The 17,351-nt window shown below is 41.7% G+C and carries 14 protein-coding genes; 13 read left to right on the top strand and 1 reads right to left on the bottom strand.

Annotated features, from left to right (window positions below; translation table 11 throughout):
• Positions 1-305 precede the first annotated feature (305 nt).
• A complete protein-coding gene (locus ABJV04_RS02765) occupies positions 306-1,229 on the bottom strand; it encodes a LysR family transcriptional regulator (RefSeq protein WP_348489649.1) in 924 nt (307 codons plus the stop codon).
• 107 nt (positions 1,230-1,336) lie between these two features.
• Between ABJV04_RS02765 and ABJV04_RS02760 the strand changes: the two genes are divergently transcribed.
• The 13 genes from ABJV04_RS02760 (at position 1,337) to ABJV04_RS02700 (ending at position 17,216) form a co-directional block, all read left to right on the top strand.
• Positions 1,337-2,203 carry a pirin family protein gene (locus ABJV04_RS02760; RefSeq protein WP_348489647.1) on the top strand — a complete coding sequence of 289 codons (867 nt, stop codon included), beginning with the start codon at positions 1,337-1,339 and terminating at the stop codon, positions 2,201-2,203.
• A 61-nt stretch (positions 2,204-2,264) separates the two neighbouring features.
• Positions 2,265-2,822: an NAD(P)H-dependent oxidoreductase gene (locus ABJV04_RS02755; protein ID WP_348489645.1), complete on the top strand. Its 558-nt coding sequence runs from the start codon at positions 2,265-2,267 to the stop codon at positions 2,820-2,822.
• 9 nt (positions 2,823-2,831) lie between these two features.
• Positions 2,832-3,755, top strand: a complete 924-nt coding sequence (locus ABJV04_RS02750; protein WP_348489644.1) for a pirin family protein — start codon at positions 2,832-2,834, stop codon at positions 3,753-3,755.
• A gap of 124 nt (positions 3,756-3,879) precedes the next feature.
• Complete coding sequence (locus ABJV04_RS02745) at positions 3,880-4,029, top strand: hypothetical protein (protein WP_348489643.1); 150 nt, start codon at positions 3,880-3,882, stop codon at positions 4,027-4,029.
• A gap of 107 nt (positions 4,030-4,136) precedes the next feature.
• Positions 4,137-6,344 carry a YHYH protein gene (locus ABJV04_RS02740; RefSeq protein ID WP_348489641.1) on the top strand — a complete coding sequence of 736 codons (2,208 nt, stop codon included), beginning with the start codon at positions 4,137-4,139 and terminating at the stop codon, positions 6,342-6,344.
• 17 nt (positions 6,345-6,361) lie between these two features.
• Complete coding sequence (locus ABJV04_RS02735) at positions 6,362-6,892, top strand: hypothetical protein (RefSeq protein ID WP_348489639.1); 531 nt, start codon at positions 6,362-6,364, stop codon at positions 6,890-6,892.
• Between the two features lie 148 nt (positions 6,893-7,040).
• On the top strand, positions 7,041-8,522 hold the full coding sequence (locus ABJV04_RS02730; protein WP_348489638.1) for an ATP-binding protein: 1,482 nt from the start codon (positions 7,041-7,043) through the stop codon (positions 8,520-8,522).
• Positions 8,519-9,202: a response regulator gene (locus ABJV04_RS02725; protein ID WP_348489636.1), complete on the top strand. Its 684-nt coding sequence runs from the start codon at positions 8,519-8,521 to the stop codon at positions 9,200-9,202. Before ABJV04_RS02730 ends, ABJV04_RS02725 begins: the two co-directional genes overlap by 4 nt.
• 379 nt (positions 9,203-9,581) lie before the next feature.
• On the top strand, positions 9,582-11,936 hold the full coding sequence (locus ABJV04_RS02720) for a TonB-dependent receptor (protein ID WP_348489634.1): 2,355 nt from the start codon (positions 9,582-9,584) through the stop codon (positions 11,934-11,936).
• A gap of 94 nt (positions 11,937-12,030) precedes the next feature.
• The gene (locus tag ABJV04_RS02715) at positions 12,031-13,221 is read left to right on the top strand and encodes a serine hydrolase (protein ID WP_348489632.1); all 1,191 of its coding nucleotides are present in this window, start codon (positions 12,031-12,033) and stop codon (positions 13,219-13,221) included.
• A gap of 167 nt (positions 13,222-13,388) precedes the next feature.
• Entirely contained in the window at positions 13,389-14,561 is a 1,173-nt protein-coding gene (locus ABJV04_RS02710) for a hypothetical protein (RefSeq protein WP_348489631.1), read from the top strand.
• Positions 14,562-14,579: 18 nt separating this feature from the next.
• Entirely contained in the window at positions 14,580-15,794 is a 1,215-nt protein-coding gene (locus tag ABJV04_RS02705) for a serine hydrolase (protein ID WP_348489629.1), read from the top strand.
• A gap of 3 nt (positions 15,795-15,797) precedes the next feature.
• Positions 15,798-17,216 (top strand): sodium/proline symporter, encoded by a 1,419-nt coding sequence (locus ABJV04_RS02700; RefSeq protein ID WP_348489628.1) that lies wholly within the window; start codon positions 15,798-15,800, stop codon positions 17,214-17,216.
• The last annotated feature ends 135 nt before the right edge of the window (positions 17,217-17,351 follow it).

Raw genomic sequence — 17,351 nt, 5'->3', positions numbered from 1 at the left:
TTTATGATAATGGTTTATTGGGGGGCCATGGCCTAAAGACCATGCTACAGATAACGTATTTCGTATTATGATTCTTGTAGGCGGTGGCTTTAGCCCCGTGGTCGTTGATTTATGATAGTGGTTTATTGGGGGGCCATGGCCTAAAGGCCATGCTACAGATTGTGGGTTTCATTTTATGGTTTTTGTAGGCGGTGGCTTTAGCCCCGCGATTGTTGATTTGTAATGGTGGTTTAAATCGCTATGCCCATGGCCTAAAGACCATGCTACACATTTCATTTTTGTGGGAGGTGGGTTAGCGCTGTAATTTATTCTTCTTCGAATGATTGGTAGTAGTCGGCGATAAAATCGACTAAGGCTCGTACTGCTGGCAGTAAACCTCGTCTAGATGGATAGACTAGGTGGATGATATCTTTTTTTGGTTGCCAATCCGCTAACAATGGCGCTAGTGATCCGGCTTTTAAGTGGTCTGCCACTATTAATAATGGCAGCTGTGCTATGCCCACACCTTTCAATGCGGCGTTTCGCAATGCAATCATATCGGTAGTTACATAACGGGGTGTATGGGGCACTATGGCTTCTTCATTCTTAGGGCCGTAAAGTGTCCAATTATAGTGATGTTGTGGCTGGCCTAATCCTAAGCTTGGCCACGCGGATAGCTCTTCTGGCCTTGTGGGCTCGCCATACTTGTTAATTAATTCAGGGCTGGCGACTAAGCATATTCCTCTTTTTGAAAGAACTTTGAGAATTAGCTCGCTATCGTCAAGGGGAGGGGGTTGCACGCGAATTGCAACATCAACTCCTTCTCCTATCACATCTACGCGCCGGTTTGTGGCTTCTAATTGAATATTCACTTTTGGATATTTAGCCATAAAATCAGCCAACACCTCACCAATGTGAACATGCAGCAATGCGATAGGACACGACAATTTAATCGTGCCGCAGGGGGCTGCATGGGTAAATTCCACGGCTTCTTGCGCAGCTTCTGCTTCTACTAACATGGCTTGGCAGTGTGACAGAAACTTCAAACCAATTTCTGTTACCTGAAATTGACGAGTAGAGCGATATATTAGTTTTACACCTAAATTTTCTTCTAACGCTGCAATGCGGCGACTCAGTTTCGATTTGGGAATACCTAAGGCTCGTCCGGCTGGGGCAAAACCACCGTGCTCCACGGTTTTCACAAAATAGTAAAAGTCATTGAGATCCTGCATCGCATTTAACCTCGCCATTCAATTCATCGTTGCATTTATAGAACTATGATACCTATTTTTGCTATCTACTCAATATTTGGTTCATATACTAAGCTAATAACCAAGTTGAAATAGAGGAGTGAATGATGAAAAAGGTTGAAAACGTGTTTTCTGCGCCAAAACCACATTGGGTCGGCGATGGCTTTCCTGCAAAAACCTTGTTCTCGTATCAAGGAATGGGAAAAAGGGTGAGTCCCTTTTTGCTACTTGATCACGCAGGGCCAATGTCATTTTCGCCATCAGAGCATATTCGTGGTGTTGGAGAACATCCGCATCGAGGTTTTGAAACTGTCACTATCGTTTACGACGGTGAAGTGGCACATAGAGATTCCACAGGTGAACAAGGAGTTATCGGTCCCGGTGATGTTCAGTGGATGACGGCAGCAAAGGGAATTTTACATGAGGAGTTTCATTCGAAGGCCTTTGCCAAATCCGGTGGCAAGTTAGAAATGATGCAATTGTGGGTCAATTTACCTAAGCGCGACAAAATGAATACGCCTAAGTATCAGGAAATTGCAGCGGCACAAATTCCGTCTGTGATCTTGCCAGGTGACAAAGGGGCATTAAGGATCATTGCTGGTGAACTTGACGGTCTGAAAGGACCAGCTTCAACTCACAGCCCAATTTTGGTGGCTGATGGTGAGATTAAGGCTACTGCGCGTTTTACCTTGCCAATTGCAGATGAATGGTCGGCATTGGTGATTGTTCGTGAAGGCAAAGTAAAGGTCAATGGGCAAGTGGTATCGAAAGATCAAACTATAATCTTATCCCAATCCGGTGAGGGACTTGAAGTAGAAGCCCTTGATGATAGCAAATTGCTTGTCTTGGCAGGTAAACCAATTGACGAACCTATCGTTGGTTATGGTCCATTTGTAATGAACAGTGATGCCGAGATAAAACAAGCTTTTACTGACTTCCAAACTGGAAAATTCGGTAACTTAGCGCGCATTTAGAATCCTCTAAATGCGTCCTGATCTTTTATAAACAGTTAATTTAAATTGCAGAGGAATGAAAATGACAACGACAACACATATTGTGGCTTTCTCGGGAAGCTTAAGAGAATCATCTTATAATACGGCTGCTATTAAGGCAGCATCAGAACTGTTGCCAGAAAATACCACCCTTGAGCTATTGGATATCAGCGAGCTCCCCCTTTACAACCAAGAATTGGATGGTGAACAGACTCCAAAAGCCGTGCTGGATCTTGCCCAAAAAGTGGCGAATGCCGATGCTATTTTATTTGCTACCCCTGAATACAATTATTCCGTTCCTGGGGTTTTAAAAAATGCCATCGATTGGCTTTCCAGACAACAACCTCAACCATTTGCGGGCAAACCTGCAGCCTTAATGAGTGCTAGTATGAGTATGTTGGGCGGGGCTAGAGCGCAATATCACTTGCGACAAATTATGATTTATTTGGATGTGCATTTAATCAATAAACCCGAAGTGATGATAGCGTCGGCGCACGATAAGTTTGATGAAAACGGCAAGCTAACCGATCAATCCACTCGTGATTTTATTGGGAAATTGATGGCAGCATTAGTTTCCTGGCGTGTTCAATTAAACTCTTAGGAGTGGAATATGAGTAATCAAAGTCAAGTGGTTGAAATGCCTTGTAAGTTGGTATCCGGTTGCGGTGCTATTGTGCAGCTAATCCATCCTAAGGAAAAAGATCTTGGCGGTTTTTCAGTTCGTCGCACCTTACCTAATCAACAGGTAAAAAGTATTGGCCCTTTTATTTTCTTTGATCACATGGGGCCAGCATCTTTTTCTCCAGGACAAGGCATTGATGTTAGGCCACATCCGCATATTAATATTGCCACCGTTACCTATTTATTTGATGGTGAAATTTTACATAGAGATTCAATTGGCAGTGAGCAGCGCATTCGTCCAGGAGATTTAAATCTTATGGTAACTGGCTCCGGTATGGTTCACTCTGAGCGCGAATCTGCAGATGTGAAAAATCGGCCTCATTCGGTTCATGGTTTACAACTTTGGTTAGCCTTACCTGAAAAAGATGAAGAGACAGCACCTTCGTTTCATCATTATTCTGCAAATACCTTACCTCAGTTGGAAATTAACGGTGTGGCAATCCGCGTGATGATAGGCTCTGCTTATGGTGTAACGTCACCGGTGAAAACTTTTAGCCCAACCCTTTATGTTGAAGCGCAAATAAAAGCAGGGCAGTCGTTGGAATTGCCCAATGCGGGCCAAAGAGGCCTATATGTGGTTTCGGGTGATGTTAAGTTGAAAGATACCCCAGTGACTCAGCATACAATGGTGGTGTTAGATTCAGCAGAAAATGTCGTGGTGGAAGCAACACAAGATAGTCAGATCGCATTAATTGGCGGCGAGAACTTAGGTGAACGCTATGTTGATTGGAACTTTGTTTCCAGCAAAAAAGAGCGAATTGAGCTTGCCAAACAGCAATGGATTGATAAAAAGTTTCCTAACATACCCAATGACTCAATTGAATTTATACCCTACCCATCGTTGGGCAATTAACGGTAATTCATTTGTTTTGCCACCTCTTTAGGCGGTGGCTTTAGCCCTGCGCTGGCGTTGTTTGATGGCCATGGCCTGAATGCCCACGGTCTAAATGCCCATGGCCTAAAGGCCATGCTACAGGTTGTTTTTATTTATTTTTCCCCCTGTAGGCGGTGGCTTTAGCCCCGCGTTTGTGGTGTTTGATGGTCATGGCCAGAATGCCCACGGTCTAAATACCCATGGCCTAAAGGCCATGCTACAGGTTGTGAGGTGGATTTCTTCCATGGCCTAAAGGCCATGCTACAAAAAACGTTACTACTACATAATTCCCCTACATTTGCAGGTTAAGCTTCTAAGAATTGGTTTTTCGCCTTTTGTTTTACATTCTGGGAGTTTTAAATGATGAGAAATATGCGGTGGCTTTTATTGGTGCTATGTTGTGCTTTTTCACTTTTGGCTTGCTCGGGGGAGAATTCTAAAAGTCAGCAACAGACTAACAGCAGCGGATTTGTGTTAACCAGTTCGGCTATGGTCGAAGGCGGGAATTTGCCGGTAATTTATACCTGTGATGGCCTCAGCGTTAGCCCGCCATTAAGTTGGAGTAGGGCACCAGAATCTACTCAGTCTTATGTATTAATTATGGATCACAAAGCGCCTGATGGAATGCATTGGTATTGGACAATGTACAACATCAGTCCTGAAACAACACAAATTGATACCAATGAAATACTGGGTGTTATGGGCAGCAATAGCGTAAATCATTTGAATCAGTATGCGCCCCCTTGTTCCAAAGGGCCCGGTGAAAAACGTTATACCTTCAACATTTATGCGTTATCTGAACCTGTGTCATTCAGTCAAAATAGCAAGGTAGATCGAAGTACTCTTTTAGCGGCAATGCAGGATATTACCTTAGACTCTGCGCAATTAAACGTGACCTATGAACGAGGCACTATCTCACCTGAACATACTTCCAATCAGGGTAATAAGCCGCGCGCTGATGCTCAACGTGGAGCGAATACACCATCCTATATTCCCCCAGATTTGTCAGTCAATATTGACTCTGCGCGCTGCCAAACTATTCAGCAGTCGGTCGCAGATGCAGGCTTTGCGGAACAGGTTAAAGTGGTGTGTGATGAAAACTACGCCTATGTCGTGTCATCAACTTATCCCGATCACGAGATGATGACTGGCATAACAGGTACCAATGAACAAATTCCAGTCCCTGCTAAAGGTTATGCTGCACCCATCAAACTCAACCCTAAAAAGGCAAACTCAGTAACGACTATCGATGCCGCATTGGGGGTAGCAGTAAATGGAGTGCCGATTTACGATTATTCGTCTCAAGGGGAGTTAGATGTAAATCAGTATGATGCAAAACACGACACGTTAGTGTTGGGGCAGTTAGATAACTGCGGTGGCCATGCCGGACGCGGAGATGACTATCATTATCATGTGTCACCAACATGCATGATCGACACAATGAAAAACCAGGGCAGCGATGCCATTATTGGTTGGGCTTACGATGGTTATCCCTTGTATGGTGATAAAAATCCTGATGGCAGTGACATTACGCTGGGTGAGTTAGACGAATGTAATGGTCAAGGGGATGATAATTTTGGTTATCGCTACCAAACGTCAGCCACACCACCTTATATTATTCAATGTTTGGTGGGCGAGGTGGACACCACTAAATTGCCTAGAGTTGCTCCTCTAAGTGGAGACTCTCAAGGTATCAGAGCAGATCTGCGTCCGCCAGCAGAGGGTGTTGAAAACTTAACCCATAGTGTGTCCGATGATGGTAGTCGTACCATGAGTTATTTATATAAAGGTGAGCGCTACTTCACAACTTATCGGCCATCCATTCAGGAGGAGAATTGTTTCGATTTTCAACAAAAAACCATTAGTAATGGTGGAAAGCTCGAAACCGGTACTTTTTGTCGTAATCCTCAACAACCTAAAAATACAGTTAAAGCGGCGGTTAAGCATGAACAGAACCCGAATATCATTGGCGAACATCATTTCAAATTAGAAGCGTGGGCTGACAATTGGTTTGCCGCTTATGTTGGTGAAGAATTATTGATTGAAGATTCGGTGTCTATTCATACCGAACGTTCCTTTAATGCTGAAACCATTGCGTTTTCAGCCAATTATCCTATTCAGCTTAATCTTATACTCAAAGACTTCAAACAAAATGACACTGGCCTGGAGTACATCGGCGCTAGAAATCAACAAATGGGTGACGGTGGATTTATCATGCAAATTACGGATACAGATACTAATGAAGTGGTGTCTGTTACTGACAGTAGTTGGAAGTGTGAAGTTCTCCATCGTGCGCCTCTTAATAAGCTGTGCGAGAAAGAGTCGAATCCTGTTGCAGGAGAGGGCTATTGCACCTTTATGTCAAAAGACGCGCCGCAAAATTGGTTACAACGGGATTTCGATGATTCAGCATGGGCAAATGCCACACAGCATCAGGCTCAGTCAGTTGGTCCGAAAGATGGCTACAGCGAGATAAATTGGAATGAAAACGCGCACTTTATTTGGGGCGAGGATTTGGAAACCGACAACACCTTAATTTGTCGAGCAAGCATAGAAGAACCCAAGTAAGGGGATTAGGAGTGATTATGTCTTTATTTAAAACATTAAAATCGGTGACTGCCATATGCTTGTTGTTTAACTGTTTATTGGCAACGAGTACTTCAGTTAGCGCCCACGTTTTATCCGAAACGAGTGCCCAGGTAATTTTAAGAGATGGGCAGGTTGAAGTGAAATTACTTGCTGATATGGATCATTTGATAATGGCATTACAAAGTGAGCAAGCATGGTTAATGGGCGATATTGATAGTGTCATGCCGAATAACTTGAGCTCTCGTCAACAGGACGCTTTTATTGCCAATGCCCTGAAACAACATACCAAACTAGCGGTAAACGGCGAGGCACTAGCCTTTGAAACTGTGAAGTTGCAATCTGCTAGCGGCGCAGGTGAGCGTTGGCAACATGGCAGAGAAATCGTGTTTCGAGGTAGGCATAGTTTTGCCAAAGTGTCTGAATTGTCTATTTACCTTCACAAGAGTTTAGGGACTGTGCATATTAGCGTTGTAAAACCTCAGTATCGATTGTTAACCCCAGGCGAAACTGGCCAAATTCGGTTTTAAGCAGTAAAACGGAAAAAGGGCTTACTCACTTTTTACCGCAAAATAGAGTAAGCCTTTGAAGTAAACGATAGATTAATTGTCCCTATAATCCCAGTATGCAATACTGCGAAACACATACGAAATTATGACGTTAAAGAGCTCAAAACCGTTGAAGTTAATACATAAATTCTTTTTGGCTTTTTTTGTTACTAACATCATCTTAGTTGGCTTGCTGTTTGTTTTTATTTATAGCAACTTTTCGTCAGAGTTTAATCAGTTCATAGAACAAGAAGAGCAGAAACATGTTGTTGAAGTGAAACAGCAGTTGCTGCAAATATATTCAGAGTTCGATAGTTGGCAACCCATAGTTCAGAACTCTGAATTATGGCGTGCTATTGTTGATCCAAGAAAGCCGCCAGCAGAGCCGCGCCCATCGGAGCCCAATAGTCGCAATAACACTGGCCTTGATTCAAAACCTAGCGATTCAGCGCCAGCGCCTAAAAAGCCAAATACCCCCTTATTGTTATGGTCAAATCTTCCTGCGGATATTCTGCAAACAGGCAAACGAATTAGCCTCTATGATCAACATAAAAATGTGGTAGTAGGGCGAGATAATATTGCCGATAACCCACACTTAGAGCCACTATTAAACAATGATAAGGTAATAGGCTGGATTGGCTTAGTGCCGTCAAGCTTAGTTGAAAATAGCTCGGTCAATGTGTTTTTAGCAGCGCAACTGCGTAATTATCTTGCCATTACTGTCGGTGTTATTTTGCTCGCCTTTGTTATGGCTATTGTGTTGTCGAGGCATCTAAGTAAACCCATCAAACAGCTTGTAGATGCAACCAATGAACTAAAAGACGGTAATTACCACAGTCGGGTTTTACCTCTGACCCAAGATGAACTGGGTACCTTATCTGAAAATGTAAATAAACTTGCCTCTACCCTTGAGCAAAATCAGCAAATGCGATTTCAATGGATTTCAGATACTTCACATGAATTAAGAACCCCGCTAACGGTATTGAGATCTCACTTGTTAGCGGTGCAAGATGGAGTGTTTGTTGCTGATGAAAAGCGTATCAATGTGTTAATTAATCAGGTTAATATTTTAAACCACATTGTCGATGATCTCGCCCAATTGGCAACCAGTGACCTCGCTTATTTAACTTACAACGAGGTTGAAATAAACCTGGTTGATATCCTTGAACAAACCATCGAAAGTTTTACAGCCATGTTTGACGCCCGCGATTTATCGGTGAGTTTTGAAATTCTAGCAACTGCACGGTCATGCACAATGCGTGGTGATAAAGATAGGTTGCAGCAGCTATTTACCAATTTGCTGGAAAACGCTTGCCGATATACCCATAAAGGTGGCCAAGTAAACATTCAAATAAATAAACAGCAGGAAAAATTAACTATTATTATTGAGGATAGTGCGCCAGCTGTTTCAACTGACGATTTAGGGCAATTATTCCATCGTTTTTATCGAGTGGAAAAATCTCGGAGCAGGGAGCATGGCGGTTCTGGTTTAGGCCTATCCATATGTAAAAAAATCGTAGAAGCCCATGGTGGCAAGATCCTCTTAGAAAACTCCCCCCTAGGTGGCTTAAAAGTAAAAGTCACATTTTTTCTAAAAAGTAATGCTATATGACAACACCTAAAATATTGATCGTTGAAGATGAAGAAAATATTGCAGAAGTGCTGCTTGCCTACTGTAAGCAAGGTGGTTTTGATACTAAGCACTATAATAGTGGTAACGGAGTCGTTAATTACCTAAAGGATAATCAGGTTAACTTGATTCTGTTAGATATCATGCTTCCCGACGTTGATGGCATCACCATTTGCAAACAGATCAGAGAGTTTTCAAAGGTACCTATAATAATGTTAACCGCTAAGAGCCAAGAAACGGACCGATTAATGGGGTTAAATCTAGGTGCAGATGATTATGTGTGCAAGCCCTTTAGCCCAAAAGAGGTTGTGGCTCGAATACAGGCAGTACTAAGAAGAGTAGACTCTTTTACGGAAAATATTATCCATCAGTTTGGATTTGAAGTGAATATTGATGAGTATAGTGCTCATTATAAAGGTTGTGATCTTGGTTTAACTGCAGTGGAATTTAAAATCTTTACGCTTTTCATCCGTCACCTTGGTCGCGTTTTTAGTCGCGAAGATATAATTACTGCCATATATCAGCAAAATTTAGAAGTATCAGATCGCAATATTGATAACCATATCAAGAATATCCGTAAAAAAATCAACCAACTTGCAGCGGGTATAAACCCGATTTCCTCGGTTTATGGAGTTGGGTATAAGTTTAAACAGCCAGATTAAGGTTTTAATAAAAGACTCTTTTATTAAATACAGCTTTTTAATAAAGGTATTTTTTATGCCCGATATCATCTTTTAGTTTTATATTATTGTTCGTTTATTTCCAAAAGATATATTCTTTACATCTATAAATTTGAACGTTAACTGTTCGTGGTTTTTGTTTAAATGTTTGAAATTTATTAGAATTTTTCTATGTTATGTGCAGTTTGTATAGGGTAAACAAAAGTTTGATGGTTATAATGTTATATGTTAATGTCATTATGTGGTTGGGTCATTATTGAGCATTTTGGCTAAGCTGTGTAATAAGTTAGTGTCTTTTAAAAAAGGCGCACTCTAATTTAATAACGAATTATAATAAAAATATCTGCACCGGGAATCTATTATGAGAATAACGTTTAAAGTTACAGCCCTATCGTTAGCCATTGCATCTGTAATGAGCTCCTCCTTTGTTTCGCAAGTATATGCACAAGAACAACAAGTTGATGACGAAAATGGCAACCTTGAAGTCATCATGGTTACTTCAAGGAAAGCCGTTGAGTCTATCCAAGATGTTCCATTGGCCATTAGTGCTTTCAGTGCTGATGATATAAAGAAAAGAAGTTTAGAGGAACTTGAAGATGTAGCTATGTCTACTCCAGGTTTAACTTTTGAAGACTTTTCAAATGGTGGTTTTGGTACGCCAATTATTCGTGGTGCAAGCCAATTTTCTGTTGATCAGCTTGAACAAAATGTTTCAACCTTTGTTGATGGCGTTTATATCCCTAGAAACTATGCCCTTGATTTAGGCGCAATGGATATGGAGCGAATTGAAGTCGTAAAAGGTCCTCAAGGGGCATTATACGGTGCCAACTCATTCATGGGTGCGATCAACTATATTAGCAAAAAAGCGGATTTAGGCGGATTAACCGGTGAAGTCGGGGTAGTCATCGGTGACGGCGGTCGTCAAGATATTACCGGTGCTATTAGTGTGCCAATCATTGAAGATAAACTAGCAGTTAAATTTACTTTTACCAATAGTGATTATGATGGTGACTGGGACAATTCACATCCTGCCGCATTGGCAGGTGTGAGCCCAGGCACAGACGATACCTTAAGTGGTTGGGATAAAAAAACCTATGGTATTTCTTTAGTTGCTCAACCTATCGAGTCTGTCAATATTGAATTGGCTTATCATTCTTTTGATTCGTTCACTGAAGGTAGAGCACAAGCTCGTTTAGAAATCGGTGATTATAATTGTGGCGGCAGTTTATTCTTTGGCCCTGTCCGCGGTTACTGTGGCGAATTACCAGAAACCCCAGTGGAATTTGGAACAGACACTGAAACCGGATTCCTTATCGATCCTAGAACCTATGCACTAGATTCTGAAACAGAAATCTTCCGAGCGTCTATTTCAGCTGAATTAACTGAAAACGTGACCTTGTCATATCAATTCGCCAACATTAATGGCGATACCATGACTGCAGGTATTGCAGATCGTACTCCACTTACCGGAACAGATCTTACTCCTTTAGGTATTCCGGCCGTTCTTAACTCATTTACTCTGCTACCTGTGGGTGGCTTCGATTACGACTCTCATGAGTTGCGAGTTGATTACACCGCAGACAATGGCGTATACGCTATGTTTGGTGTTTATTTGACCGATGGGGAAGATAGAGATACAGGGACTGCTAGTTATTTTGCTCCGCTTTATACTGACAACCTGGATCCAATTACGGATGCAACTTTAGATACGACAACCCGTAATAACAACATTACTAAAACTGATGCAACGGCATTATTTGGACGAGTTTCAGTACCATTAATGGACGATAAGTTGGTGTTAGCGTTAGAAGGTCGTTATACCGATGAAACAAAAGAAAATAACGTTACCTATATAGACGGCAGCGAAGCAGATGCCTACGAAGATAGTTATTTTACCCCTCGTTTCACAGCAGATTACAACATTAATAAAAATCAGCTAGTTTACTTTTCAGCTGCCAAAGGGGTTAAATCTGGTGGCTTGAACGCTGAAATTACTGATGGTTTGTTAGAGTCAGAAAAAGTATATCAAGCAGATAAGAACACCACTTATGAAATTGGTTCAAAAAATACTATTTTAGATGGTGATTTACGCATTAATGCGGCCATGTATTACATCGATTGGAATGAGCTACAAGTGAGTCAAGCGGCAGTTAACGGTGGATTTTTAACTACTTCCATCATTGGCAATTTAGGTTCTGCCACCTCAAAAGGGGTTGAACTAGACGTAACTTATGCATTAACTGATGCGATTACTGTCAATGCCGGATTAGCACTTAATAACGCCAAATACGATGAGGGTACTTTTTCACAGCGCATCGAGAGAGCGGCAATTTGTGATGACATCGTGTGTGCAGCAAATGGTGATATAGGTGGAAACTCATTGCCTAGAAGTTCAGATACGCAGTGGAACCTAGGTGCACAATATGATGGTGAACTAAGTAATGATCTAACCTATTTTGTTCGTGCGGACCTAACCGGTCAATCAGAGCAATATGTGTCTGAGGTAAATATTACCACTATTCCATCAAGAGCCCTTTTAAACTTGCGCGGTGGCGTAACAGGGGATAATTGGTCTGTGGAATTATGGGTTAAAAATGCAACGGATGAAGAATATGTATCTAATGCATTTTACATCCCTAGTGCATTCTTCGTTTCTACCGTCCCTGCTTGGGGCAACAAGCGTCGTATGGGTGTATCTGCCGAATATCGTTTTTAATCAACACTACTTAAGTTAAATTAAACCGGTCATTATGGCCGGTTTGCATTTAAATCGCTTTTTAATTTTACGCTTTGCTGAGAGACGTTGTTTTATGTCTAAATTATTAAAAATTTTAGCCTACGGGTGTTCCATCCTGTTAGTATTTATTATTGGCTTTGTTGCCGTCAACTATACTTATATATCCCGCCTTTCTAGCCTTGAGGGTGTAGATTTTGTACATGATACAGAATGGTTCGAACCAGTCGTAAAGGTTGAATCTAAAGATAATAAAGCACGTTTGAGTATTGCCAAAGATGCTGCCGCAGAGCAAAACCAGCAATTTTCTGAAGCCTTTCAATATGCTGAACAGGTAGGAAGTAGTGCATTTTTAGTTTGGCATAATGGTGAGTTAGTTGCGCAAAAATACTGGAAAGGTGAAGACTCAGACAGTTATATGCAAACCTTCTCAATTCAAAAGACCATAGTTTCATTATTAATTGGCATTGCCGTTGATCGCGGTGAGATTGAATCTGTAAAAGATCCTGCATCTAAATATATTGGTCAGTGGATAGATATGCCTTACGGTGAAATTACCATAGAGCATCTATTAACCATGTCTTCAGGGCTCTATTTACCGCCAATCGATCTCAATAATAGCTTTTTAGCTCACAGCACCAAACTGAATTACAGTGATGATATTTCTAACGTCGCCCGCTCATTAGAACAAGTTAAAGCGCCGGGGACTGTATTTGAATATAACAACTCTAATCCACAGTTATTAGTGGATGTGTTAGAAGCAGCAACAGGTGAAAAGCTGGCTGCTTATCTGCAAAAACATTTATGGTCAAAATTGGCTGCTAACCCAGCCTATGTCTGGTTAGATCATGAAGGCGGCACTGCTCATGGGTTCAGCTACTTAATTGCAAAACCAGAAGATTTGTTAGCAGTTGGGTTAATGATAATGAATAACGGTATGGTTGCAGACCAGCAAGTTGTATCGAGTGAGTGGGTTAGACAGGCTACTCAACCATCAAAAAGTAACCCTAATTATGGTTATTTAACCTGGTTAGGAAACCCATTCAAACCCATGCGAACTTACCGCCCTGGTGCTAAATTTGGAGTGATTCATTCTGCACCTTACCTTGCCGATGATGTGGTTTTCTTTGATGGTTTCGGTGGTCAGCGGGTTTACGTTATACCTTCTAAACAGTTAGTGATTGTTAGAGTGGGTGACGTACGCTTTGATTTCGATGATGCCAAGTTACCAAATGCTGTGATCCAGGCTATTACACAAGCCCAGTAATACAAAAGATTTTGAAACGTACAGAAATTTAAATGCCCTCGTTAGGTGAAAAGCGGGGGATTCATCAAATACTTTGAAACGTAAATAAACTGCGCGTTTTAAAACATAAATTAATAGTGATAGTAACGATATGAATAATAAAAATAATTTTATCCGTAGGGGGAGTTATGAATAGCAAAAATAAACAGGGTGGGTTTTTGGAGCAACTAAGCTTGTGTTGCTCAGTACTGTTTTATGTATTATTTGCTTGGCATCATTGGTGGTCAGGTGTTTCACCTCGACTTATCCGAGGTAGTGCTGAACGTGAAGTAATTCATCATGCTCACCTAAATATTGGTGCAAGCTTGTTTGTCTTGATCGTTATATTGTTTTTGGTGTGGTTGTTACGCCCAGGTGCGTCGATTATCACGCGTTTGAAAAACGCCTTTTCGTCGCTATCGACAACCGCCATTTCACTGTTCTTCATTTGTATGTTTTTTGCCATGTTGTATGGATTATCGCAAGCATGGTCAAAGGATGAAGTGACTAAAGTTGTTGGCGTGTTTCCGCTTCCACAATTTGTAAATTGGTCTTGGAGCACTTCTGGTTACATGCATTCGTCATTTAGTAGCTTGGCATCGGCGCTATTTAATGGCATTGTATTTGTGTACCTGTTCACCCACCTGCGTAAATATCTTAAGCCAGGTGTAGCAGTTGCTGTCCTTATCCTTGTGCACTTGTTGGTAAATTTACCTAAACCACCTTCTGTTCATCCTATTGCTGCTTTAGGTACCTATGTTTTGGTACCGATCTATTACTTTATTGCTTTAGCTTTGTTTACTTGGGCTAAACATAAACGTTTGGTTTATATTCCGGTATTTGCCATATTTATCGTGTTTTTCATGTATCTACCTTATTTTGCATTTAAAGTGCTTCCACCTTGGCATGTGTCTAAAGCGGCTGAAACTGTTTTAGTGGAATCAAAAGATGTGCTCATTCCAGCAAGAGCAAAAACAGATATTTTCCCTAATGCCGAAAGTTTGGCAGCGGCTAAAGATTCTGCTTCTTGGTGTACTCAATGTCATAACGCGGTTGAAAGTGATGAACATTTACTAGGACCAAATTTGGTTGGGGTATTTAACCGTCAAGCGGGAACAGCTGAAGGTTATGGACGTTATTCAAAAGCCATGGTTGACGCTGGACAAAGCGGCATATTCTGGACTCGTCCTAACTTATCTGAGTACCTTTCTCATGGTAAAGAGTTTATTCCTGGCAACTTGATGAACCAACAAACTGACTTGTCAGATCCAGTGAAACGTGATCAGGTTATTGATTTTCTAGAATATATATCATCCAAGTAGATAAAAGGATTGAAGTAAATGGGCAAAATGATAGGTAAGGTTTTCATTGGCTTTTTAGCACTGGTAATGTTGGTGGGGGGCGTGTTGTATCTACAAGATCCCTTATTTTGGAAACGCTACTATCTGATTGCCACAGGCAAAGGGGTTTTACCTCAGTCTGGCTGGGATGGCTCTGAATTTGTGGTCGAAGGAAACCCTTCACCATTATTCGAAGTGGATAATCAGGGGGAGGGGAGTATTCCCTCTGACGCCCTTGCGAATGTCAGTCAATATGCGGCTGAACGCCGCAGTACTTCGTTGTTAATTTGGCATAAAGGTAAATTACGCTTTCGTGAACACTATGATGGTATGGATGAGAATTCTCTCATAGTGGGCAAAAGTATGGCCAAAATGGTCGCGTCTTTAGTGATATCACGAGCCATTAAAGAGGGTTTTATTAGTGGTTTAGATGAGCCTGCAGCAACTTATATAAACGAATGGCAGGGTACAGAAAAAGACACAATTACTATCCGTCACATGTTACATATGGCCGCAGGATTTGAACAATACTACACCTTAGACATGAGCCCATTTAGTAATTTTACTCGCTCCTATATTTCAGGTTATTCGGATGACGTTATTATCAATGATTATACGTTAATCGATAAGCCTGGAACTAAGTACGATTATAGCCAAGCAGTGTCCGATTTACTTGCAATAGTCATCAAGCGCGCTACAGGGAAACCTTATGGTCAGTACTTGTCTGAGTCGCTAATTAAGCCTATACATGCCCAAGGTGGAGAGGTCATGCTTAACCGTCCGCAAGGGGTGGCGCACAGTGGTTGTTGTTTGTTATTGCCTTCAGAATCTTGGTTGCGCATGGGTATTTTGCTTAAAAACGGTGGGCAAATAGATGGTCAATCTTTGTTTCCGGATAATTGGATGGAAGAATATCTAGAACCTTCACCTGCTAACCCTGCTATGGGCCTGCATATCTGGTTGGGTAAACCTTATTTGCCTAAACGAGCGTGGGCAGAAGTTGGTCCAGCTAAAGGCTTTGGGGTGCTGCATAGTGAACCCTATTTGGCCGATGATTTATTTATGTTTGATGGCAGTGGCAATCAAGTGATGTATATCATTCCGTCTATGGATTTAGTTATTTTGCGTACCGGAGGCTTTAGCTGGGCGCCTGGTAAAGAGTGGGATAACAGTTACATTCCTAATACCATTATTCGAAGCATAATGGAGCCCTAAATTGTGAGCAACGCCAGTTATATTTTAGTTGTATTAGTCGTATATAAATTGGTGTTGCTAGGAATTGGCTTTTGGGCACAACGTCGCGTTAAAAACACTGATGACTTTTTCCTAGGGGGCCGTGGTTTAGGCCCCTTTGTTGCCGCTGTTAGTTATTCTGCTAGTTCCTCATCGGCATGGAAACTATTGGGGTTTAGTGGCTTAGTGATGGTGCTTGGTCTCTCCGGTATTTGGTTAGCCTTAGGTAGCATTTTAGGGATGTTTATATCTTGGTATTGGTTTGCCCCAAGGTTGTATCGAACCAGTCTTGAGCAAAAAGATTTAACCGTTACCGATTTCTTAAGTTTTGGCAGTAGCGGCGGGATTAAGAAGTTAATAGTGGTAACGGCATCCTTGATCATATTGATTTCGTTTACCCTTTATGTGGCAGCTCAATTTCAAGGCGCGGGAAACATGTTTTCTGCTACTTTTGATATGCCTATGACGGAAAGTGTATTAATTGGTGCGCTAATTATCTTTATTTACACTGTGCTAGGTGGGTTTTGGGCGGTTAGCATGACCGACGCGCTGCAGGGCTCTATTATGGCCATCGCAACGTTAGCGTTGCCCATAGCCGCAGTTGTCGCAGTAGGCGGCCCCATTGATTTTGTTACAACCTTAATTGAGGTTGCCACCCCAGAACAACTTAGTTTAACTGGGGGCAATGTTGCTTTGCTGGCTGCAGGTGTCATTATCGGCAATCTCAGTGTATCTGTTTCGTCAATGGGACAGCCACACATGCTATTGCGTTTTATGGCATTGCGAGATGAAAAAGCGATTAAAAGCGGTCGTCGTATCGCTGCTGCTTGGTTCTTAATCGTTGATTTAGGTGTCGTGGTGGTGGGGCTTGCTGGGCTGGCGTTGCAAATCCAGTTAGATAATCCAGAAAACTTATTTTTTGTATTAACCACCGAACTCTTTCATCCTATTGTTGCCGGTGTTATTACTGCTGCCGTGTTGTCTGCCATTATGTCTACGGCTGACAGTCAATTGTTGGTTAGTGCCTCTGTTGTGGCACATGATTTAGGTTTAGAAAAACATTCCCGTTTATCATCATTGAGTATTTCAAGACTGAGTATTTTATTCGTCGTTGTTTTTTCAGTGTTAGTGACCTTGTATATGCCCGAAGCCATTTTCAGTAGAGCGATCTTTGCTTGGGTTGCCTTAGGAGCATCCTTTGGCCCAATCATCATCGTGCGTCTGTGCAATCGAAATATTCATCCTAAAGCCACCTTTTTGGCGATGATCACTGGTTTTGTGCTCGCAGTCACCTTTTACATGCTTCCTAGCACGCCAGGTGATTTTTTAGAAAGAGTGGTACCTTTTTCCATTGCGCTTTTGATTGCATTTGCAGGCTCGAGTCCCCGTTCTAAACGTTCATAGAAATATTCCTCACATATTCTTTCGTAATACCACGCTAGCATCACAGTTATAAAAAATTAACGCCGCTGGAAAGAACCTAGTGCCTTTTACTTCACTTACTCGTTCCCCTTGATGTAGCGAATCCCTCGTAAATAA

It is taken from the genome of Aliiglaciecola sp. (assembly GCF_039982535.1).
In the GTDB taxonomy this organism is placed as follows: Bacteria; Pseudomonadota; Gammaproteobacteria; order Enterobacterales; family Alteromonadaceae; genus Aliiglaciecola.
Note: the sequence above shows the minus strand (reverse complement) of the source record. Positions and strands in the feature narration are given on the sequence as shown.